We start from the raw sequence: 21,010 nt of genomic DNA on the forward strand, positions 1-21,010 counted from the left end.
GGCGATCACTCGCCCTGCCCCGGCGCGTATGGTGTCCGAATCGCCTTGTACCAGTCGAGGTCATGCGCCGGGGCGGCGTGGCCCGCGGGCAGCGGGCGTTTCGAGACCGACTGGAAATAGGCGATCGAAGCGTCGCGCCACCATTTAGCCTCGTCGTGCTGGATCGCGAGGAAGTCGCGGACTTCCTCCCAGCGGCGCTGGTCCACCTTCCCCTTCAGCGCGTCCCATTGCGCCTGCATCTGGCGGACGCTGTCGACTCCGCGGTCGTAGCGCGTGATCAGCTCGTCCCACACGCTGCGGCCCGAGCGCGCGCGGTGCTCCCAGGGCACATGGTGGAACCAGAGCAGATATTCGTCGGGCACGCGCTTCAGGTCCGCGAACTGGCGTGCGACTTCGGGTGCATATTGTGACACCGCATCGCTCCCCGTCTTCGTGCGGTCGAAGCCGATGCCATTCGCGTCGGCCTTGTGGTAATAGACCGGGTTCCACTCCGGACGCGCAAGATCGGAGACCCAGGGGCCTGGGCCATAATGGTGGCCGGTGGCCATCAGGTGGGTGAGGCCCAGCGGCGTCATATAATCGACCACCGCCTCGCGCGAGCGCATCATCATGCCGACGATCGGATCGACCAGCGCAGAATCATTGCCCCAGGTCATCGCCGCCCATTCGCGCGCGACCGGCTCGGCCTTGGCATCCGGGTCCCAGGCGAAGCGGCCGTAGGCGTACCAGTTCGCCTGATCGAACTGCGATCCCGACCAGTTGATGTCGCTGCCGATGTTGGCGACCCCGGCCATGCCGGTGGCGGCGCCGGCGTCGATCGGAGTCTCGAGCACCTTGGCGACGGTGCTGCCCTTGCGCAGGCGGAAGGTGTCGGCCTGAAGCACCTCCTCCCACATCGTACCGAGATAGGCGAGGTGCGTCGCGAAGCCGAGATACTCCTTGGTGATCTGGAACTCCATCATCAGCGGCGTCTTCGGCATCGTGCCGAACAGCGGATGGAAGGGCTCGCGCGGCTGGAAGTCGATCGCGCCGTTCTTGACCTGGACCAGGACGTTGTCGCGGAACTTGCCGTCGAGGGGCTTGAACTCGGTATAAGCCTGTTTGTGGCGGTCGTCCGGGTTCTCGGCGGCATAGACGAAGGCGCGCCAGATGACGACACCGCCGTGGGGGGCAAGCGCGTCGGCAAACATGTTGGCGCCGTCAGCATGGGTGCGCTTGTAGTCGTTGGGGCCGGGCTGGCCTTCCGAATTGGCCTTGACGAGAAAGCCGCCGAAATCGGGAATGACGCGGTAGATCTCGTCGACCTTGGCTTTCCACCAGGCGGCGACCTGTGGGTCGAGCGGATCGGCGGTCTTGAGGCCGCCGATCTCGATCGGGGCGGAGAAGCGCGCGGTCAGATAGACCTTGATGCCATAGGGGCGGAACACCTCGGCCAGCGCCTTCACCTTCTCCAGCCACTCGGGCTTGAGCACATCGGCGTTGGCATTGACGTTGGTGAGCACGGTGCCGTTGATGCCGATCGAGGCATTGGCGCGCGCATAATCGGTGTAGCGCGGGTCCTTGTAGCGCGGGAGTTTCTGCCAGTCCCAGATCGACTGGCCCGCATAGCCGCGCTCGACGTGGCGATCGAGATTGTCCCAATGGTTGAGCACGCGCAGCTTCAGCTTGGGCGCGTCGGCGAGGTCGAGCGCGTCGAGCGGCTGGCGCGTCTGGATCAGCTTGAGGAAGCGGAACACGCCGTAGAGCACGCCGACGTCCGTGTTGCCGGCGATTATGGTGACGCGCTTGCCGTCGATTATGGCGGTGCGGATCAGATAGCCCTCAGTGCCGAGCTTCGCGAGCGGGAGGCCCAGCGATGCGATGTTGGGCGAGCTGGCGGTGCCGAGCACGATCGCGCCGTCGGCGGTTACCGTCTCGCGCCGCTCCGGCGCCTGGCCTAGCATGCCGGCAAGCCCCTGCTCGAGCTCCTTGATCGCAACCTGCATCGTCGGGCTCTGGCTGTCGGCCGTGTAATGCGTGGCGAAGCCGGCATAGCGCTGCTGCCATTGAGGCTCGACTGCACGGTAGCGCAACCAGAGATCATAGCCGGTTTCGGCGCGTGCCTGGGGGGGCGCGAGCCCAACGAGCAAAAAGGCCAGCAGAAGAAAGATTTGCCGCATCATCACCCTCTCACCATGGCGATCATCGTCCGCCGTTGACAAGCGGATAGCAGCTTCGTCATGGTAGCGCTACCAACTGCGTACAGAACCGTGCGCGCAACGGGAGGGGAAGCAATGCGCGCAACCGGCGCCGAAGATTGCCGTGGCGGAATGCGCGCCGATGGCTGAGATCAAATCCGCACGTGTGATCGTGACGTGCCCTGGGCGCAATTTCGTGACGCTCAAGATCGAGACGGATGCGGGGGTCTATGGTGTGGGCGACGCGACGCTCAACGGCCGCGAGCTGGCGGTGGCGAGCTATCTCGCCGATCATGTGATCCCGTGCCTGATCGGGCGCGACGCGCACCGGATCGAGGACATCTGGCAGTATCTCTACAAGGGCGCGTACTGGCGCCGGGGGCCGGTGACGATGAGCGCCATTGCGGCGGTCGACATGGCCTTGTGGGACATCAAGGGCAAGATCGCGGGGCTGCCGGTCTATCAGCTGCTCGGCGGCGCGAGCCGCGAAGGCTGCATGGTCTATGGCCATGCCAATGGCTCGACGATCGAGGAAACGATCGAAAGCGCGCTGGCGCACCGCGAGCAGGGCTACAAGGCGATCCGGCTCCAGTCGGGCGTGCCGGGGCTTCCCGCCACCTATGGCGTCGCAAAGGCGGGCCAGCGCTATGAACCCGCCGATGGCACGCTCCCGACCGAGAGCCTCTGGTCGACCGAAAAATATATGCGCTCGGTCGTGCCGCTGTTCGAGAAGGCGCGCGAGGTGCTGGGCTGGGATGTGCACCTGCTCCACGACGTGCACCACCGCCTCACCCCGATCGAGGCCGGGCGGCTCGGCAAGGACCTGGAGCCTTACCGCCTGTTCTGGCTCGAGGATGCGACGCCGGCCGAGAACCAGGCGGCTTTCCGCCTGATCCGCCAGCACACCACCACGCCGCTGGCAGTCGGCGAGATCTTCAACAGCATCTGGGACGCCAAGCAGCTGATCGAGGAGCAGCTGATCGACTATATCCGTGCGACCGTGGTCCACGCCGGCGGGATCACCCATCTGCGCCGGATCGCGGCGCTCGCCGATCTCTATCAGGTGCGCACCGGCTGCCACGGCGCCACCGACCTGTCGCCGGTCTGCATGGCCGCCGCACTCCACTTCGGCCTGTCGGTGCCCAACTTCGGCATCCAGGAGCTGATGCCGCACACCGCCGAGACCGACGCCGTCTTCCCGCACGCCTACAGCTTCGACCAGGGGCTGATGCACCCCGGCGAGAAGCCTGGCCTGGGCGTGGAAATCGACGAGGAACTGGCGGCCAGATACGAATACAAGCGCGCCTATCTGCCGGTCGCGCGGCTCGAAGACGGGACGATCTTCAACTGGTGAGGAGACGGGCGATGACGGGACTGACACGCCGCGACATGCTGGCCGGGAGCGCGGAGATCGCCGTCGCCGGCCTCGCCCGCCCTGCCCTTGCGCAAGGGACGACCGACGGGATCAATGCCATCGCGAAGACTCGGGGCATGCGCTTCGGATCGTGCGTGGCCTGGAGTCCTGTCGGCGCCGACGCAGGCTCCTTCGCAAATCCTGCCTATGCCGCGCTTCTGACCCGGGATTGCGGCATATTGGTGCCAGAGAACGAGTTCAAATGGCAGCGACTGCGCCCGGATGCCCAGCGCTTCGACTTCAGCCAGTTCGATGCGATGCTCGCCTTTGCCGAGACCCATGGGCTGCCGATGCGCGGCCACACCTTGCTGTGGCACAAGACGCGCTTCTTTCCGAAATGGCTCAACGAGCACGACTTCGGTTCCCAGCCCCGTCGCGAGGCCGAGCGGCTGCTGAACGAGCACATTACCGCGGTCTGCCGGCGCTATTCGGGCAGGATCGCCAGTTATGACGTGGTCAACGAGACGATCGACGAAGAGACGGGGGACCAGCGGACGACATCGCTTTCGAACGCGTTCGGCGATGCCGATGCGATGGTCGACCTCGCCTTCCACACCGCGCGCGCGGCGGCGCCGGGAGTCGAGCTGGTCTACAACGACTATATGAGCTGGGAGCCGGGAAACGAGGCGCACCGCCGGGGCGTGCTCAAGCTGCTCGAAGGCTTCCGCAAGCGCGGCGTACCTGTGGATGCCCTTGGAGTGCAGTCGCACATCGGCATCCACGGCGAGGACAGCGTCGCGGAGCTGGTCGCGAAGCAGGAGAAGCCGTGGCGCGGGTTTCTGGATGAAGTCGTCGCGATGGGCTACCGACTCGCGATCACCGAGTTCGACGTCAACGACAAGGGGCTCCCGCGCGACATTGCGACGCGCGACCAGGCCGTAGCCGATTATGCCGCCGCCTATCTCGAGATCATGTTCGCCTACCCCCAGCTTCGCGACGTGCTCGCGTGGGGCATGTGCGACAAATATAGCTGGCTCCAGAGCTTCACCCCCCGCGCCGACGGCGCGCCGCTCCGCCCCGCTCCCTATGACGCGCAGTTCCGGCCCAAGCCGCTGTACGCGGCGATCGGCAAGCAGTTCGCCGCGGCACCAGCGCGTACAAACTAGGTTGGCTTCGCGGCCGATCCGCGCGCTATAGCTGCCGTTCAGAAAAGCGGTGCTAGCCACCTTTGGGTGGAGGCAAGGGGAACGAAGATGGCGGCGGATGCCGCGACCGAAATGGCGGCAATGGAGACCAGGCTCGACGCGGGCGGGCTCGACGTAACGGCGGTGCACGATCTGGCCGACCGGATCGGCGTGCAGCATGGCATGGCTGCGCCCGGCGACGGCGCCGCCTTTCGCGCGCGGCTTGCCGGGCTGGCCCTAACCGAAACCCAGCGCGTGGAACTCGAGCGGCGCGGTGAAACGATCGCACGCCGCGCACAACTCGGCCGGGTGCGCGCCATCGGCTCAGGTGATCCCGCCGATCTGCTGTTCGATCTCGCGGCGCCGCTGCTCGAGCTGATCCGCCGGAACGCGCTGGCGGAGGCCAATATCCTGGCCAACCGCTACCTCGACGTGACGCCGCAGGGCGCGACCGGCTGGGCGCTGCTGCCGCTGTTCCTGTCGCTTCGGGCAGGTGCTGCAGGCGAGACTGCGCTCGCCGAGGCGATCCTTCAGCCCTCCTCTCCCCGAGTGGTGGCAGTGGGCGGGCTTTCGGGCACGGGCAAGTCGACGCTGGCGCGGCTGATCGGCTGCCGGATCGGGCGCATGCCCGGCGCGCGCGTGCTGCGGTGGGACGTGTTCTGCAAGCGCCTCATGGGGCTGCCGCCGGAAAGCCGGCTGCCGCCCAGGCATTATACCCGTCAGACCGACATGGAGACCTATGAGGCGATGTTCGAATCGGCGCAGGACCATCTGGAGTGCGGCAGCGCGGTGATACTCGACGCGGTGTTCATGAGCCGCAGCGAGCGCGAAGTGGCGCAGGCACTGGCGATCCGTCAGCGCGTGCCCTTCACCGGCATCTGGCTCGAAGCGCCGGAACGCGACCGAGTCGCGCGCGTGCAGGCGCGCTTGGGCGACGCCTCCGACGCGACCGAAGCCGTTGTTCGCGAGCAATCGAAGCGATCGGTGGGCGACCTGTTCGGCTGGCACCGGATGCGCGTCAACCGCCCGCTCGACACCATCGTCGTCGCTGCGCGCGGCGTGCTCGAGCGGCGCTGACATGCCCTCGATAGCGACCGTCACGCTCAACCCCGCGCTCGACGTCAACACCACCACCGAGGAAGTCCGCCCGACGCACAAGCTGCGCTGCACCGAGCCGGCGTTCGAGCCGGGAGGCGGCGGGATCAATGTGGCGCGCGTGATCCATGCGCTGGGCGGTAAAGTGACGGCGCTGTTCCCGAGCGGGGGCGCGGCGGGCGCGACGATCGAGAAGCTGCTGCAGCGCGCGGGCGTGCCGATCGTCCCAGTTCCGATCGCAGGCACGACACGCGAGAGCATAACGATCGACGAGACTAGCACCGGCGAACAATATCGCTTCGTCCTGCCCGGCCCTGAGCTGTCGGACGAAGCGCTGACGGCGCTGTTCGACGCACTCGCAGGACTGGCCAAACGGCCGGCCTGCCTGGTCGCGAGCGGCAGCTTGCCGCCCGGATGCGAGCCCTCGATCTTCGCGCGGTTCGGCGAGTTCTGCCGGGGCGTGGGTGCGAAGCTGGTGATCGACACTTCCGGCCCGGCGCTGGCGGGCTGCGAGGGGGCCGGCGCCTATCTGATCAAGCCGAGCCTTCGTGAAGTCGCGGAGCTGATGGACCGCGAGTTGCAGAGCGAAGCCGATGAGAATGCGGCGGCGCACGAGCTGCTCGACCGGGGTTTTGCGGAAGTGGTGGTGATCTCCCTCGGCGAGCGGGGTGCACTGCTCGTGAGCGGCAGCGAGGAGATCCGCATGCCGGCGATCGAAGTGCCGCCGGGCGGCGGCACAGTCGGCGCCGGGGATGCAATGGTGGCCGCGCTTTCCCTGGCGCTCGCGCGTGGCGACGGTCTAGCCGAAGCGCTCCGCTTCGGCGTTGCCGCGGGCGCGGCGGCACTGATGACGCCCCCCGCCGAGCTGGTCCGGCGGGAGGATGTCGAAAGGCTCTACTCGGCAGCCTCGACCTGAGGCGCGTCGGCGCCGAACAGCGCGTGAAGCGCCTTGAGCATGTGCAGCGCCTCCTCGCTCGCGAGCGAATAGAAGATCATCTGCCCCGCGCGGCGCGATGCGACCATCCTCTCGCGACGGAGCAGCGCGAGTTGCTGCGAGACCGCAGTGTCGCGCGCGCCGGTGAGCCGGGCGAGCTCGCCGACGGACTTTTCACCATCGAGAAGATGGCACAGCAGCAAAAGGCGGCTTCGACCGGAAAGCGCTTTCAGGAAAGTGGAAGCGCGGTCGACGGTGGCAATCATTTGGTCTTTCACGGCGCAGACCGCTATGCTCAGATCGTCTGAGTTGCAACCGCTATCGCACGGAAAATCAGCACAAATCGGTTGCAATTCGGGGTGAAGCGAAACCTCAGCCGGGAACACACGTTTCCCTGCGGCGAAACCCCTTCGGGAACATCATGGACTCCACGACGGCCGATCTTTTCGGAGGGCCCATTCTCCCCGGCCTGAACATTATCGCCGATCTGGTGTCGCCCCAGGAAGAGCGGGCGCTGATCGCGAGCATCGATGCATCCGGACTCCAGCCCTTTCGCTTCCAGGGGTGGCTCGGCAAGCGGCTGACCGCGAGCTTTGGCTGGCGTTATGATTTCGACGACGCGAGCTTTCGCGAAACCGATCCGATTCCCGACTGGCTGCAGCCGCTTCGCGAGAAGGCAGCGGATTTCGCGGGACTGAGCGCGGGCGCGCTCGTCCACGTACTGCTGACCCGATACGATCCGGGTGCGGGGATCGGCTGGCACCGCGACCGGCCGGTGTTCGAACATGTCGTGGGCGTCTCCCTCGGCAACCTCGCGACCATGCGCTTCCGGCGGCGTCGGCCCGAGGGCGGGTTCGAGCGTATCTCCGTTCCGCTAGAACCCCGCGCCGCCTATCATCTCGCGGGCGAGACGCGGCATCGATGGGAGCACAGCATCGCACCCATGGATGTGCCGCGCTGGTCGATCACGTTCCGCAGTCTGTCCGAGCGCGGGCGGCGGAGTGCCGGCGAAACTCGCGACTGACTTGCGAGAGAGTGGCTATTGCCAATCATTCCTATCTCTTTGTGATGCATTGCAGAAAGAATGGGCTCGCGCTCGCCTGCGCTCCTTTCCGGCGCTACATCCTTCCTCGCTCGCAGCGGTTGCTGCGCCAAATCGAGGTGACCGATGAGATATGCCGTCCTGCCGCTCCTGCTCGCCACTGCCGCCTGCGTCGGCTCCCAGGCGAGCGCACCGCAGGACGACGCGGCGCTGCACAAACGCCTGCTGACGCTCGACACGCATCTCGACACGCCGGCTCATTTCGGTCGCAAGGGCTGGAGCTTCGGAGAGCGCCACAGCCGCGATAATGACATCGCCCAGGTCGACCTCGGCCGCATGGACGGCAACCTCGATGGCGGCTTCTTCGTCATCTATACCTCACAAGGTCCGCTGACTCCCGAGGGGTTCGCGGCGGCCAAGGCCTTCGCATTCAAGCGGCTCGGCGAGATCGAGACGACGATCGCCAAGTTCCCCGACCGTATCGGGCTCGCGGCCCGCGCGGGCGATGCCGAGCGGCTCGACAAGGCAGGCAAGCATTTCGCTTATATCAGCATCGAGAACAGCTATCCGCTGGGCGAGGATCTGTCGTTGCTGAGCGAATTCTATCGCCGCGGCGTTCGGATGGCGGGGCCGGTGCACTTCCGGAACAACCAGTTCGCGGACTCGGCCACCGACAAGCCGAAGTGGAACGGGCTCAGCCCGCTCGGCCGTAAATGGGTCGCCGAAATGAACCGCCTGGGCATGGTGATCGACGCCAGCCACGCATCCGACGCGGTGCTCGACCAGCTGCTGGAGACTTCGCGCACGCCGATCATCCTGTCGCATTCAGGGACGAGGGCGGTCTACGACCATCCGCGCAACATCGACGACGCCCGCGTGCGCAAGCTCGCTGCATCGGGCGGAGCGATTTGCGTGAACAGCGTCTATATGGGCGAAAGCAAGACCAAGCCCTCGCCCGAGCGCGAGGCGCTGGGTGAGAAGCTCGAGCGCCTGGACGAATTCTCTCCCGCCGAGCAGGCCGAACTGATCCGCCAGTACCGCGCACTCGAACGCGCCGAGCCCGCCGACGGCCCCGATTTCGAAACGTTCATGCGCTCCACCCTCCACCTGATCCAAGTGGCGGGCGTGGATCACGTCTGCTTCGGTGCCGACTGGGACGGCGGCGGCGGCGTTCCGGGATTCGAGGATATCGAGGCGTTGCCCAAGGTCACCGCACGGCTCCGCGCCGCCGGCTATTCGCCTGCCGACATCGAGAAGATGTGGAGCGGCAATGCGCTACGGCTGCTGCGCATCGCCGAGGAGCGCAAGGGCAGCTGACCGGACGGCCGAAACGGATCAGGCCCGCCGCTTGCGCCGCTTCGCCTTGGCGGATTCCGTTCGCTCGACAGCACTGTGAAGCGTCGCGTGAAGCTGCTCCGGTCGGAAGGGCTTGGACAGCACGAGCACGTCACCTGTCTCGGGCGCTGCCGCCTCGGGATCGGCATAGCCGGTGATGATGATAGCGGGCATGTACGGACGATCGGCGCGGATCTGGCGCACCAACTCGGCACCCGAGATACGCGGCATCGCATAATCGGTGATCAGCAGATCGAAGGCATCCGGATCCTGCCGGAAGAGCTCGGCCGCCTGTGCGCCTTCGGTGGCATGGACGACGCTGTGGCCCAGATCCTCCAGCAGCGCCGCGGTCGTCGCGCGTACACCGGGGTGGTCGTCGACCAGGAGAATGCGGAAGGTGGCGCTCGCGGTGAGCGGATTGGCGATCCGCAGCTCGGCCTCTTCATCCTCCGCCGGCACGGCCGGGGCACGCGGCAGCCAGAGCTCGACGCAGGTCCCAATATCGACGGCGCTGTCCACGCGCACCGCCCCGCCTGACTGCTTGGCAAAACCATAGACCATGCTGAGGCCGAGTCCCGTGCCCTTCCCCACGGACTTGGTGGTGAAGAACGGCTCCAGCACCTGTTCCAGGAGTTCGGGCGCAATGCCGCAGCCGGTGTCGCCTACCGACAGCACGACATATTGGCCGGGAGCGAGGTCCTCGGTCACGGCCCCTTCGGAAACCTCGCGATTGGCGGCGGTGACGGTCACAATCCCGCCTTCGGGCATCGCATCGCGGGCGTTGATGATCAGGTTCATCAGCGCAAGCTCGAGCTGCGCTGAATCGGCATAGACCGGCGCAAGCTCGTCGCTGAGTTCCCATTTCAGCTCGACCAGGCCGCCAAGCGTGTGCGCGAGCAGATCGGTGACGGTGTTGGCGAGCCGCGAGATCTGGATCGCCGCGGGCTCGAGCTTCTGGCGCCGCGCGAAGGAAAGCAGGTGCTTGACCAGCTCGGTTCCCTGCTCGGCCGCGTGCCGCGTCATGCCCACGATCTTGCGCTGGTCCTCGCTCAGCTCGATGCGCCGCTCGATCATGCCGAGCCCGCCGAGTACCGCGGCGAGCAGATTGTTGAAATCATGCGCGATCCCGCCGGTGAGCTGGCCGATCGCATCCATCTTGCGCGCCTGGGTGAGCTGGCTCTCCAGCTCCTTGCGCTCGGTCACGTCGAGCAGCGTTCCGGCATATTCGACCGGGTTGCCGAGCGAGTCGCGAAGCAGCACCGCCTGATCGAGAAAATGCTTGTACTGGCCATCAGCGCATTGCCAGCGATATTCGACCGAGAGGGAGCGACCGAGCGGCCGCCCTGCCAGCGCCGCGAGCACGCGCGCACGATCCTCGGGATGGAGCCGCTCTACCCACAGCGCGGGGTTGCGCTGCAGGTCCTCGAATACAAAGCCCGTCAGCGCGGTGAAATTGCCACTGACGAATTTCGGGATGCGGGGGCTGACGTTGATTTCCTCCAGATAGAGGATAATTGGCAGCGATTCGATGATCGCGGCCTGGCGCTGCTCGGCGAGCCGCAGCTCCTGCTCGGCGCGCAGGCGTTCGGCATTGGCGCGGAGGTTCGCGTCCAGCAGCGCCTGCTCCTGCCTGGCCTTGCGCTGGATCTCCTTGGTCATGGTGAACAGATCGACGAACACCGCCACCTTGGACCGCAGCACGGTCGCCTCGACCGGCTTGAACACATAGTCGACCGCGCCCATCGAATAGCCGCGCAGCAGGTGCTGGCTCTCCTTGTTGACCGCGGAGAGGAAGACGATCGGAACGCGCTTGGTCTGCTCGCGCGAACGGATGATCTGGGCAGTCTCGTAACCGTCCATGCCGGGCATGAAGACGTCGAGCAGGATCACCGCGAACTCGGTCCTGAGAAGCTGGCGAAGCGCCTCCTCGCCCGAATTGGCGACCACGACCTCGGCCACGTCCTCCAGAACGCTGTTGATGGCGATGAGATTGTGCTCGTCATCATCGACGACGAGCACGCGCGCGCGCTCGGGCGCCGATTCCGCGGCACCCGGCAGCGGCTTCTCCGCGACCCTTGCGGCTGGGGTTGCGCTCATCCCCACCTCAGTTCCGCTCGGTCACCACAAGCCCCGGCACCTGCGCGGCGTCGCGCGAACGCGCGACCCATACGCGGAGCAGGGCAAGCAGCAGATCGATGTCGACGGGCTTGGCGATATAATCCGACGCGCCGGCATCGAGGCACTTCTGTCGATCGCCCTTCATCGCCTTGGCAGTGACGGCGATCAGCGGCAGCTCGGCGAGCGCCGGACGGTGCCGGATCTGCTGCATCGTCTCATACCCGTCCATCTCCGGCATCATGATGTCGATCAGCGCGACATCGATGCCGGGAGTCTGTTCCAGGATCAAAATACCGTCCTTGCCCCGCTCGGCGTGGACGACCTCCACCCCGTAGCTCTCCAGAACGCTCGTCAGCGAATAGATGTTTCGGATGTCGTCATCGACGATGAGAATTTTCGCCCCTTCGAGTTCGGGGACCGAGCGCGTCGTCGCGGCGAGCTCGCCGGCACGCTCGCGATCGATCTGGACGAGCGGCGGCTGTTCCTCGATCCGCTGAGCAAGCTCCGCGAACACGGCGAGCAGTTCCTCGCGCTCCGCGGGCTTTTCGGTGACGCCGAACGCACCGAGATCGAGCGCCTTGGCGACCTTGTCCGCGCCCGAGATCACATGGATCGGCAGGTGGCGCGTCTGCGGATCGTGCTTGAGCAGGTCGAGCAGCACGAAGCCATCGATGTCCGACAGCCCCAGATCGAGCGTGATCGCGTTCGGCTGGAGCTTGCGCACCATCGCCAGCGTCCCCGCGCCCGCCGCGGATACGACACCCTTCAGCCCCGCCTCGTGCGCGAGATCGAGCAGGATCTTGGCAAAGCTCGGGTCATCCTCGACGATCAGCACGAACGGATCGCCGCCCAGATCGTCGCGATCGTCGCCGATGTCGAAATTGTTCGGCAGCGCGTTCGGCACGGTCGCGCCCGAATTGTCGTAGCGCGCAGTGGTGCTGATCTGGCCGACCGGCGCGGGTGCGGCCGCCTGCATCGGCACGAACAGCGTGAAGGTCGATCCTTCGCCCGGCTTGGAACTGACCTTGAGCTCGCCGCCGAGCAGCCGCGCGATCTCTCGGCTGATCGACAGGCCCAGGCCGGTGCCGCCATATTTGCGGCTGGTGGTGCCGTCCGCCTGCTGGAAGGCTTCGAAGATCAGCTTCTGCTTGTCCTCCGGAATGCCGATGCCGGTGTCGGTGACTGCGATCTCGATCGCCTGATCGGCGTTGCGCAGCACCGGATGGTTGGAACTCCAGCCGCTCTCCGCAGTGCGCACCGCAAGCGTGACCGATCCTGCCGCGGTGAACTTGAATGCGTTGGAGAGCAGGTTGAGCACGATCTGCTGGAGCCGCTTCTCGTCGGTGCGGATCGTGGCGGGCAGGCTGGCGTCGAACTCGACGTTGAAGTCCAGGCTCTTGTCGGCAGCGAGTTGGCGGAAGGTCCGCTCCATGTGCTGCTTGAGGCTCGCCATCGGCATCTCGCCGATCTCGATCGAGACAGTGCCCGATTCGATCTTCGAAAGATCGAGGATATCGTTGATCAGGTTGAGCAGGTCCGATCCCGCCGAATGGATCGTGCGCGAGAATTCGACCTGCTTCTCGTTCAGATTACCCTGTGGATTGTCCGACAGCAGCTTCGACAGGATCAGCAGTGAATTGAGCGGCGTGCGCAGCTCATGCGACATGTTGGCGAGGAATTCGGATTTGTACTTGGAGGTGAGCGCGAGCTGCTCGGCCTTCTCCTCCAGCGCGCGGCGGGCCATCTCGATCTCGAGGTTCTTGGCCTCCACCTGCTTCTTCTCGTTCTCGAGGAGCTGTGCCTTCTCCTGAAGCTCCTCGTTGGTGTTGTGCAGCTCTTCCTGCTTGGTCGTCAGCTCGGTCTGGCGCGCCTGGAGCTCCTGGGTCAGCAGCTGCGACTGCTTGAGCAGACCTTCGGTGCGCATCGTCGCGGCGATCGTGTTGAGCACGATGCCGACCGATTCCATCAGCTGATCGAGGAAGCTCTGGTGCGTCTCGTTGAACTCGCCGAACGAGGCGAGCTCGATCACTGCCTTCACGTCGTCCTCGAACAGCGCCGGCAGGATCGCTACATTCGCCGGGGCGGCATCGCCCAGACCCGACCCGATCCGCAGAAAATCGGCCGGCACGTTCTCGAGCACGATCGGCCGCTTGTCCGCCGCAGCCTGGCCGACCAGCCCTTCGCGCAGCATGAATTTCGGCTTGAGCTGGTCGCGGCTCTCCGCGCCGTAGCTGGCCGCGAGCTCGAGCATCGTCTCCTCGCCGTCGCGCGTGGTGACGTAGAACACGCCATATTGCGCGTTCACCAGCGGCGCGAGCTCGGACATGATCAGGTTCGAGACAGTGGTGAGGTCGCGCTCGCCCTGCAGCATGCGGCTGAAGCGCGCGAGATTGGTCTTGAGCCAGTCCTGCTCCGCATTCTTCAAGGTCTGTTCCTTGAGGTTGCGGATCATCTCGTTGATATTGTCCTTGAGCGCGGCCATCTCGCCTGAGGCCTCCACCGCGATCGAGCGGGTGAGGTCGCCCTTGGTGACGGCGGTCGCCACGTCGGCAATCGAACGCACCTGGTTGGTGAGGTTGGCGGCAAGCTGGTTGACGTTGTCGGTAAGGTCGCGCCACAGGCCCGCGGCACCCGGCACGCGCGCCTGCCCGCCCAGCCTGCCCTCGATGCCCACTTCGCGGGCCATGTTGGTAACCTGGTCACCGAAGGTCGAAAGCGTGTCGATCATGAAGTTGATCGTCTCGGCCAACGCGGCGATCTCACCCTTGGCGTCCACGGTGAGCTTGCGCTTCAAATTGCCCTGCGCCACCGCAGTCACCACGTCAGCGATACCGCGAACCTGATTGGTGAGATTCGTCGCCATCAGATTCACGTTATCGGTGAGGTCCTTCCAGGTCCCGCCAACGCCGGGCACCTGTGCCTGGCCGCCGAGCTTGCCCTCGGTGCCCACTTCGCGCGCCACGCGGGTCACTTCGGACGCGAAGCCGTTGAGCTGGTCCACCATCACGTTGATGGTGTTCTTGAGCTCCAGGATCTCCCCCTTCACCTCCACCGTGATCTTCTTGGAGAGGTCGCCGCGCGCCACCGCGGTGGTCACGTCCGCGATATTGCGCACTTGGCCGGTGAGGTTCGCCGCCATCAGGTTCACATTGTCGGTGAGGTCGGCCCAGGTGCCTGCGACGCCGCGGACCTGCGCCTGGCCGCCGAGCTTGCCCTCGGTGCCCACCTCGCGCGCCACGCGCGTCACTTCCGAGGCGAAGCTGTTGAGCTGGTCCACCATCGTGTTGATGGTGTTCTTGAGCTCCAGGATCTCACCCTTCACGTCCACGGTAATCTTCTTCGACAAGTCACCGAGTGCCACCGCGGTCGTCACTTCGGCGATGTTACGCACCTGGCCGGTCAGGTTCGCGGCCATTGCGTTCACATTGTCGGTCAGATCCTTCCAGGTGCCGCCCACGCCCGGCACTTGCGCCTGGCCGCCCAGCTTGCCGTCCGAACCCACTTCGCGCGCCACGCGAGTCACTTCGGAAGCGAAGCCGTTGAGCTGATCCACCATCGTGTTGATGGTGTTCTTGAGCTCCAGGATCTCGCCCTTCACGTCGACGGTGATCTTCTTGGAAAGGTCGCCCTTCGCCACCGCGGTCGTCACTTCGGCGATGTTGCGCACCTGGCCGGTCAGATTGCCCGCCATCAGATTCACATTGTCGGTGAGGTCCTTCCAGGTGCCGGCGACGCCCTCGACCTGCGCCTGACCGCCTAGCTTGCCTTCCGAACCCACTTCGCGCGCCACGCGCGTCACTTCCGAGGCGAAGCCGTTGAGCTGGTCCACCATCGTGTTGATGGTGTTCTTGAGCTCCAGGATCTCGCCGCGCACGTCGACGGTGATCTTCTTCGAAAGATCGCCCTTCGCCACCGCGGTCGTCACTTCGGCGATGTTGCGCACCTGACCGGTCAGATTGTCGGCCATCAGGTTGACGTTGTCGGTGAGATCCTTCCAGGTGCCGCCCACGCCCGGCACCTGCGCCTGACCGCCGAGTCGCCCTTCGGTACCCACTTCGCGTGCCACGCGCGTCACTTCCGAGGCAAAGCCGTTGAGCTGGTCCACCATCGTGTTGATGGTGTTCTTGAGCTCCAGGATCTCGCCCTTCACGTCGACGGTGATCTTCTTCGAAAGATCGCCCGAGGCCACCGCGGTCGTAACCTCGGCGATGTTGCGCACCTGGCCCGTCAGGTTGCCGGCCATCAGGTTCACATTGTCGGTGAGGTCCTTCCAGGTGCCGGCGACGCCCTCGACCTGCGCCTGGCCGCCCAGCTTGCCTTCCGAACCCACTTCGCGCGCCACGCGGGTAACTTCCGAGGCGAAGCCGTTGAGCTGGTCCACCATCGTGTTGATGGTGTTCTTCAGCTCCAGAATCTCCCCGCGCACGTCGACGGTGATCTTCTTGGACAAGTCGCCCGAGGCCACCGCGGTCGTCACTTCGGCGATGTTACGCACCTGCCCGGTGAGATTGTCCGCCATCAGGTTGACGTTGTCGGTGAGGTCCTTCCAGGTACCAGCCACGCCCTCCACGCGCGCCTGACCGCCCAGCTTGCCTTCGGTGCCCACCTCGCGCGCCACGCGCGTCACTTCCGAGGCGAACGAATTGAGCTGGTCCACCATCGTGTTGATGGTGTTCTTGAGCTCCAGGATTTCCCCCTTCACGTCCACGGTGATCTTCTTGGAAAGATCGCCCGAGGCCACCGCGGTCGTCACTTCGGCGATATTGCGCACCTGCCCGGTGAGGTTGGTCGCCATTGCGTTGACGTTGTCGGTGAGGTCCTTCCACGTGCCGGCCACGCCCTTCACGGTCGCCTGGCCGCCGAGCTTACCCTCGGTGCCCACTTCGCGTGCCACGCGCGTCACTTCGGCCGCGAAGGAGGCGAGCTGCTCGACCATGGTGTTCACCACCTTGCCGATGCGCAGGAACTCGCCGCGCAGCGGCCTGCCGTCGATCTCGACCACCATCGTCTGCGATAGGTCGCCCTTCGCCACGGCGCCGATCACGCGGGCGACCTCGGCGGTGGGCTGCACCGTGTCCTCGATCAATTCGTTCAATGCGCGCAGTTTGATGTCCCAGCCGCCGGTGGCGCCGCGGACATGGCCGCGCTGGGTGATCTTGCCCTCCTTGCCGACCACGCGGGAAAGGCGGACGAACTCGTTGCTCATATCCTCTTCGAGGGCAACGACCTCGTTGAAGAGCGAGGCGATTTCGCCGTCCAGCCCCGGCAGATCCTCGGGCAAACGGACGGAAAAATCACCGCGGCGAAAGCTGCGGAGGGCGGCGACGAGTTGGCGACGGTCGAGCGCGTCGTGGGGCAATTCCGCGTTCACCTGAAACTCCTGGCGTCTCCCCTCCCCAGATGAGACAAGCTGCACGACCCCCCGGCCTAACTTTCGTTCATAGCCAAGTGCTTGCCCCAGTAACACCGAAAAAAGTCCTAACGGTGGCGCCAGCTTTGGGACGGTTGCGCGAAGCAATTGAGCCGCTAGGTAAGGGGCACAAAGGGGTCCGGGGGAACGGTCGCAAAACGGAGACGGCTTCAACGATGCCGGCCAAGCAAGAGCTCTCCAGCTTCATTCGATCGACCTTCCGGTCGGTCTGGTCGCTCGAGCTGCTTTGCCATCTACGCAAGAATCGCGACCGGGCATGGACGCAGCCCGATCTGGTGCAGGCGCTGAGAGGCAGCGATCTGGTGGTGAGCCACAGCGTGGAATCGCTCATGGCCGCGGGCCTGATCGTGGCGGAGGCGGACGGGACGGTGCGCTACCAGCCCGTCTCCGAAAGCGTGGACGCGCTCGCCGAAGCCGCCGAGGAGCTCTACGCCCGCCGCCCCGATGCGGTGCGCCGGATCATCGTCGTCCCGGCACCGGCGCCGGGAGTGGTCGGCTTTGCCGATGCGTTCAAGCTGCGAAGGGATTGAGCATGGCCGAATATTTTCCCGCCGCAGTCTATCTGCTCTGCTTCGCCACCAGCACTGCCTGCGCGCTGCTGCTGGGCCGCAGCTATCGCCGCAACGGTGCGCGGCTGCTGCTGTGGAGCACTTTGTGCTTCGCGCTGCTCGCCGTGAACAACGCGTTCGTGATCGTCGACATGCTGCTGATCGCGTGGATCGACTTCGGGCTGGTGCGGCTCGGGCTGTCCCTGGCGGCCGTGTGTGTGCTGCTGTTCGGCTTCATCTGGGACATGGAGGAACGCGCGTGACGGTTCTCGCTTTCCTCTCCGGGGCGATCACGCTCGGCTTCGTCGCCGCCGCGCTCTTCTTCCTGCGCTTCTGGCGCGACACGCGCGACGAGCTGTTCCTCTCGTTCAGCATCGCCTTCCTGCTGCTCGGCGCCGCACAGGCGATCCTCGCGCTGGGCGGAGTTCCCAGCGAGTATCGCAGCTGGGTCTACCTGGTCCGGCTCGCCGCCTTCATCCTCATCCTGATCGCCATCGCGCGCAAGAACCAGCGCCCCTGACGCGCCATCGCCGCATCGTTTGCGGCGATCGATCGTTGAAACGTCAGCGGCGAGAAGCCGCCGGAGAGGCCGCGATGTTCGAAGGTCCCGCTTTCCGCGATCGTGCCGACGCCGGACGCCGACTCGCCGACGCGCTCGCACATCTGCGCTCACGCCACCCGCTCGTACTGGCACTGCCGCGCGGGGGAGTTCCGGTCGCCTATGAGGTCGCGACGGCGCTCGACGCCGAGCTCGATTTGCTCTTCGTCCGCAAGCTCGGCGCACCCGGTCATGAGGAGCTGGGTATCGGCGCCGTGGTGGACGGCACAGACCCGCAGCTCGTGCTCAACGAGGAGATCGCCCGCCAGGCCGGCGCTGGGCCTGACTATGTGAAGGCCGAGCTCCGCCGGCAACTGGGAGAGATCGATCGCCGCCGCCGGGCCTATATCGGCGACCGCGAACCCATCCCGATCGCCGGACGCACGGTGATCGTTGTGGATGACGGGATCGCCACCGGAGGCACCGTGAAGGCCGCGCTGCGCGGGGTACGCAAGGCATTGCCCACCCATCTTGTGCTCGCGGTGCCGATCGCTCCGGCCGACAGCATCGCCGGGCTTCGCGACGAATGCGACGAACTCATATGCCTGCACGCGCCGGAAATCTTCTATGCGATCGGCGCGCATTACGCCGATTTCACGCAGACCGAGGATGACGAAGTAGTGGCGCTGCTCGCGCGCTCGCACCAGCTTCTGATCTAGAGCCCTCAGCTCCAGCCGCCGCCGAGCGACTTGTAGAGCGCAGCCGCGGCTTGCGCCTTGGCTGCGCGCGCCTGATTGCGGCTGCGCTCGGCGGCGAGTAGCGACTGGCGGGCGCGTTCGAGCGCGAGCCGATCGTCCTCGCCGCCGGCCGCCCGTCGCTCCGCGAGCACGAAGCCGGCGCGCTCGCGCTCGGCCGCAGCCTCGGTCTGCTCCAGTGCGGCGCGGGCATTGAGGAAGCGGTTGATCGCTGCCTCGCTGTCCGAAAGCGCGCCGGTCACGGCCTTCTCGTAGCGCGCGGCAGCGCCCTGCGCCCGGGCATCGCTGGCGCGGATCTGCGCGCGAATTCGTCCGAAGGAGAAGATCGGCCAGGAGAAGCTGGGCCCGATCTGCAGCCGCGTGCTGTCCCCCGAGAAGAGGTCGGCGGGGTCCCGCGCCTGCTGGCCGAGGCTGCCCAGCAACGAGAAGCGCGGAAACAGGTCGGCGGTAGCTACGCCGATATCGGCAGTGGCGGCGGCAAGCTCGCGTTCGGCGCGGCGCACATCTGGGCGGCGCTGGAGCAGATCGGATCGCACACCGACCAGGATGGTGTCGGGCGCCGCAGGCAAAGGCTTGGCGGGCTGAAGCTCGGGGACCACCTGCTCGGGCGGCACACCGACGAGCGCAGCGATACGATAGGCGGCGGCTGCAGCCCGCGCGCGGGCATCGGGAATTGCAGCGGCGCTGGTACGAGCGCTTGCCTGCGCGCGCTCGAGCTCGAGCCGGGAGGCTTCGCCCGCGGTGAACCGGAGCTGCGTTAGCCGTGCGAGCTCGGCGTCCGACGCGGCCAGCCCCTCGGCAGTCGCGGCATCGGCCTGTGCCGCGCGAAGATCGACATAGTTGCGCACGAGCTCGCCGATCAGCGTGAGCATCACGTCGCCGCGCGCGAAGGTTGCCGCCTCCAGCCGCGCACCTGCCGCCTCGACCTGGCGGCGCTGGCGGCCCCAGAGATCGATTTCCCAGCTCGCATCGAAGCCGAGATCGTAGATCGGGAAGCTCCGTTCGAAGCCCGGGATGTTGCCGATCGGAAGCTGACCGTTCTCGCTCAGCGTGTTCTGGGTGGCCGATCCTGTGGCCTCGATCGTGGGGAATCGCCCGCCGACCGCGGCATCCCGGTTCGCGCGGGCTTCGGCGACGCGGGCCTGCGCCTCGGCCAGGTCGGGGCTGCCCACGAGCGCGCGCTGGACGAGCGCAGTGAGTTGGGGATCGCCGAACCGCTCCCACCAGCTTGCATCTACCGGCCCCGCGGTGCCGGGCTCGATCCAGTCGGGCGCGGCGCTCGTCTGGGGTGCGCGATAATCGGGGCCGACGGTGCAGCCCGCCAGCGCGACAGTGAGGCTCAGGAGAGGCAGGTAACGAGGCATTGCAGTCACTCCATGCGCGCACGGAAAAGCCAGGCCGACGCCGAGAGCGTCACGATCGCAATCAGCATGAGCGGCCAGAGCTGGTGGAAAACGGCGCCCGCCGGCATCGCCTTGAGGAACAGGCCCTGGACGATGATCAGGAAATAGCGGGCCGGGTCGAGATAGGTCACGAGCTGGAGCCATTCGGGCATGTTGTCGATCGGCGCGGCATAGCCCGAGAGCAGCATGAGCGGCGTCATGACCAGGAAGACGCCGAGAAAAGCCTGCTGCTGCGTCTGCGCGGCAGACGAGACGAGCATACCAAGCCCGATGAGTGCGATCAGATAGATCGCGAGGCTCAGGAAGAAGAGCAGATAGGAGCCGGTGAAGGGCACCCCGAAGACGAGCGGCGCCACCACCAGATAAACGCTGCCGTTGATCATCCCGATGATGAACGGCGGCACCATCTTGCCGATCAATATCTCGTGGACGCGCAGCGGCGAGACCATCAGCTGGTCGAAGGTGCCGAGCTCGCGCTCGCGTGCGACGCTCTGCGACGTGATCGCGAGCCCCGCCACCGCAGTGATGATGGCGACCAGCGACGGGAGCGTGAACCAGATGTAATCGAGTGCGGGATTGTACCAGTTGGTAACGACGCTTCCTGCCGATGCTTCTCGGCCCGGCGCGGCGGTCAGGTCGGCTCCCACCTGCCCGGCGATCTGCGTGAGGTAGCCCGCGACGATCTGCGCCGCGTTCGAGCGGCGACCGTCGAGCACCACGCCGATCGTCGCGGGCCGGTTAGTGGCCAACCGCCGGTCGAAGTCCTCGTCGATCACGATTGCGGCGATCACGCGCTGGTTGTCGATTGCATGTTCGAGGTCGTCGAAGCTGCGCAGCCGCACGATCTCGCGGAAATTGGGGCTGCCGGCAATCCGCTGGACCAGTTCCACCGAATGCGCGCCACTGCTGCGGTCGAGCACGCCGACGTCGACGTTCTTGACGTCCAGCGTGGTCGCGAAGGTGAAGATGAAGAGCTGCATCAGCGGCGGGACGAACAGCACGATCCGCGACTTGGGATCGCGCAGCACCGCCCACAGCTCCTTGACGATCATGGCTCCCAACCGGCGGAAGCCGGCTCCTCCGAAAAGCCCGCGCA

The 21,010-nt window shown here is 66.0% G+C and carries 16 protein-coding genes; 10 read left to right on the plus strand and 6 right to left on the minus strand.

Annotation, left to right across the window (positions count from 1 at the left end; all coding sequences use genetic code 11):
• Positions 1-5: 5 nt before the first annotated feature.
• Positions 6-2,162 (minus strand): alpha-glucuronidase family glycosyl hydrolase, encoded by a 2,157-nt coding sequence (locus tag ACMGDH_RS15985; RefSeq protein ID WP_436828972.1) that lies wholly within the window; start codon positions 2,160-2,162, stop codon positions 6-8.
• Between the two features lie 157 nt (positions 2,163-2,319).
• Here ACMGDH_RS15985 and manD point away from each other — a divergent pair, with 157 nt between their 5' ends.
• The 4 genes from manD (at position 2,320) to ACMGDH_RS16005 (ending at position 6,726) form a co-directional block, all read left to right on the plus strand.
• Entirely contained in the window at positions 2,320-3,531 is a 1,212-nt protein-coding gene (gene manD / locus ACMGDH_RS15990; RefSeq protein WP_436828973.1) for a D-mannonate dehydratase ManD, read from the plus strand.
• Between the two features lie 11 nt (positions 3,532-3,542).
• Positions 3,543-4,697: an endo-1,4-beta-xylanase gene (locus ACMGDH_RS15995; RefSeq protein ID WP_436828974.1), complete on the plus strand. Its 1,155-nt coding sequence runs from the start codon at positions 3,543-3,545 to the stop codon at positions 4,695-4,697.
• Between the two features lie 87 nt (positions 4,698-4,784).
• Complete coding sequence (locus ACMGDH_RS16000) at positions 4,785-5,792, plus strand: P-loop nucleotide/nucleoside kinase family protein (RefSeq protein ID WP_436828975.1); 1,008 nt, start codon at positions 4,785-4,787, stop codon at positions 5,790-5,792.
• Position 5,793: 1 nt separating this feature from the next.
• Positions 5,794-6,726, plus strand: coding sequence for a 1-phosphofructokinase family hexose kinase (locus ACMGDH_RS16005; RefSeq protein WP_436828976.1), 933 nt, complete (start codon positions 5,794-5,796; stop codon positions 6,724-6,726).
• Here the strand turns inward: ACMGDH_RS16005 and ACMGDH_RS16010 are convergent.
• The gene (locus ACMGDH_RS16010; protein WP_436828977.1) at positions 6,705-7,010 is read right to left on the minus strand and encodes a helix-turn-helix domain-containing protein; all 306 of its coding nucleotides are present in this window, start codon (positions 7,008-7,010) and stop codon (positions 6,705-6,707) included. The genes ACMGDH_RS16005 and ACMGDH_RS16010 overlap by 22 nt on opposite strands.
• Positions 7,011-7,165: 155 nt before the next feature.
• Between ACMGDH_RS16010 and ACMGDH_RS16015 the strand changes: the two genes are divergently transcribed.
• Together ACMGDH_RS16015 and ACMGDH_RS16020 are read left to right on the plus strand one after the other, a co-directional pair.
• The gene (locus tag ACMGDH_RS16015; protein ID WP_436828978.1) at positions 7,166-7,768 is read left to right on the plus strand and encodes an alpha-ketoglutarate-dependent dioxygenase AlkB; all 603 of its coding nucleotides are present in this window, start codon (positions 7,166-7,168) and stop codon (positions 7,766-7,768) included.
• A gap of 144 nt (positions 7,769-7,912) precedes the next feature.
• Entirely contained in the window at positions 7,913-9,103 is a 1,191-nt protein-coding gene (locus ACMGDH_RS16020; RefSeq protein WP_436828979.1) for a dipeptidase, read from the plus strand.
• A gap of 18 nt (positions 9,104-9,121) precedes the next feature.
• On the opposite strand, the gene ACMGDH_RS16025 is transcribed toward ACMGDH_RS16020, so the two are convergent.
• Complete coding sequence (locus tag ACMGDH_RS16025; protein WP_436828980.1) at positions 9,122-11,218, minus strand: response regulator; 2,097 nt, start codon at positions 11,216-11,218, stop codon at positions 9,122-9,124.
• A 7-nt stretch (positions 11,219-11,225) separates the two neighbouring features.
• Positions 11,226-16,610 (minus strand): HAMP domain-containing protein, encoded by a 5,385-nt coding sequence (locus ACMGDH_RS16030; RefSeq protein WP_436828981.1) that lies wholly within the window; start codon positions 16,608-16,610, stop codon positions 11,226-11,228.
• 215 nt (positions 16,611-16,825) lie between these two features.
• Here ACMGDH_RS16030 and ACMGDH_RS16035 point away from each other — a divergent pair, with 215 nt between their 5' ends.
• The 4 genes from ACMGDH_RS16035 to ACMGDH_RS16050 all read left to right on the plus strand — a co-directional run bounded on the left by ACMGDH_RS16035 (position 16,826) and on the right by ACMGDH_RS16050 (position 18,475).
• Entirely contained in the window at positions 16,826-17,200 is a 375-nt protein-coding gene (locus tag ACMGDH_RS16035; RefSeq protein WP_436828982.1) for a hypothetical protein, read from the plus strand.
• A gap of 2 nt (positions 17,201-17,202) precedes the next feature.
• The gene (locus ACMGDH_RS16040; RefSeq protein ID WP_436828983.1) at positions 17,203-17,481 is read left to right on the plus strand and encodes a DUF5985 family protein; all 279 of its coding nucleotides are present in this window, start codon (positions 17,203-17,205) and stop codon (positions 17,479-17,481) included.
• Positions 17,478-17,738, plus strand: coding sequence for a DUF5985 family protein (locus tag ACMGDH_RS16045; protein WP_436828984.1), 261 nt, complete (start codon positions 17,478-17,480; stop codon positions 17,736-17,738). Before ACMGDH_RS16040 ends, ACMGDH_RS16045 begins: the two co-directional genes overlap by 4 nt.
• Positions 17,739-17,812: 74 nt before the next feature.
• Positions 17,813-18,475, plus strand: coding sequence for a phosphoribosyltransferase (locus tag ACMGDH_RS16050; protein WP_436828985.1), 663 nt, complete (start codon positions 17,813-17,815; stop codon positions 18,473-18,475).
• Between the two features lie 5 nt (positions 18,476-18,480).
• Here the strand turns inward: ACMGDH_RS16050 and ACMGDH_RS16055 are convergent, their stop codons facing one another.
• Together ACMGDH_RS16055 and ACMGDH_RS16060 are read right to left on the minus strand one after the other, a co-directional pair.
• A complete protein-coding gene (locus ACMGDH_RS16055; RefSeq protein ID WP_436828986.1) occupies positions 18,481-19,875 on the minus strand; it encodes an efflux transporter outer membrane subunit in 1,395 nt (464 codons plus the stop codon).
• 5 nt (positions 19,876-19,880) lie between these two features.
• Complete coding sequence (locus ACMGDH_RS16060; RefSeq protein WP_436828987.1) at positions 19,881-20,966, minus strand: ABC transporter permease; 1,086 nt, start codon at positions 20,964-20,966, stop codon at positions 19,881-19,883.
• Between the last annotated feature and the right edge of the window lie 44 nt (positions 20,967-21,010).

It is taken from the genome of Sphingomonas radicis (genome assembly GCF_051400635.1).
In the GTDB taxonomy this organism is placed as follows: domain Bacteria; phylum Pseudomonadota; class Alphaproteobacteria; order Sphingomonadales; family Sphingomonadaceae; genus Sphingomonas.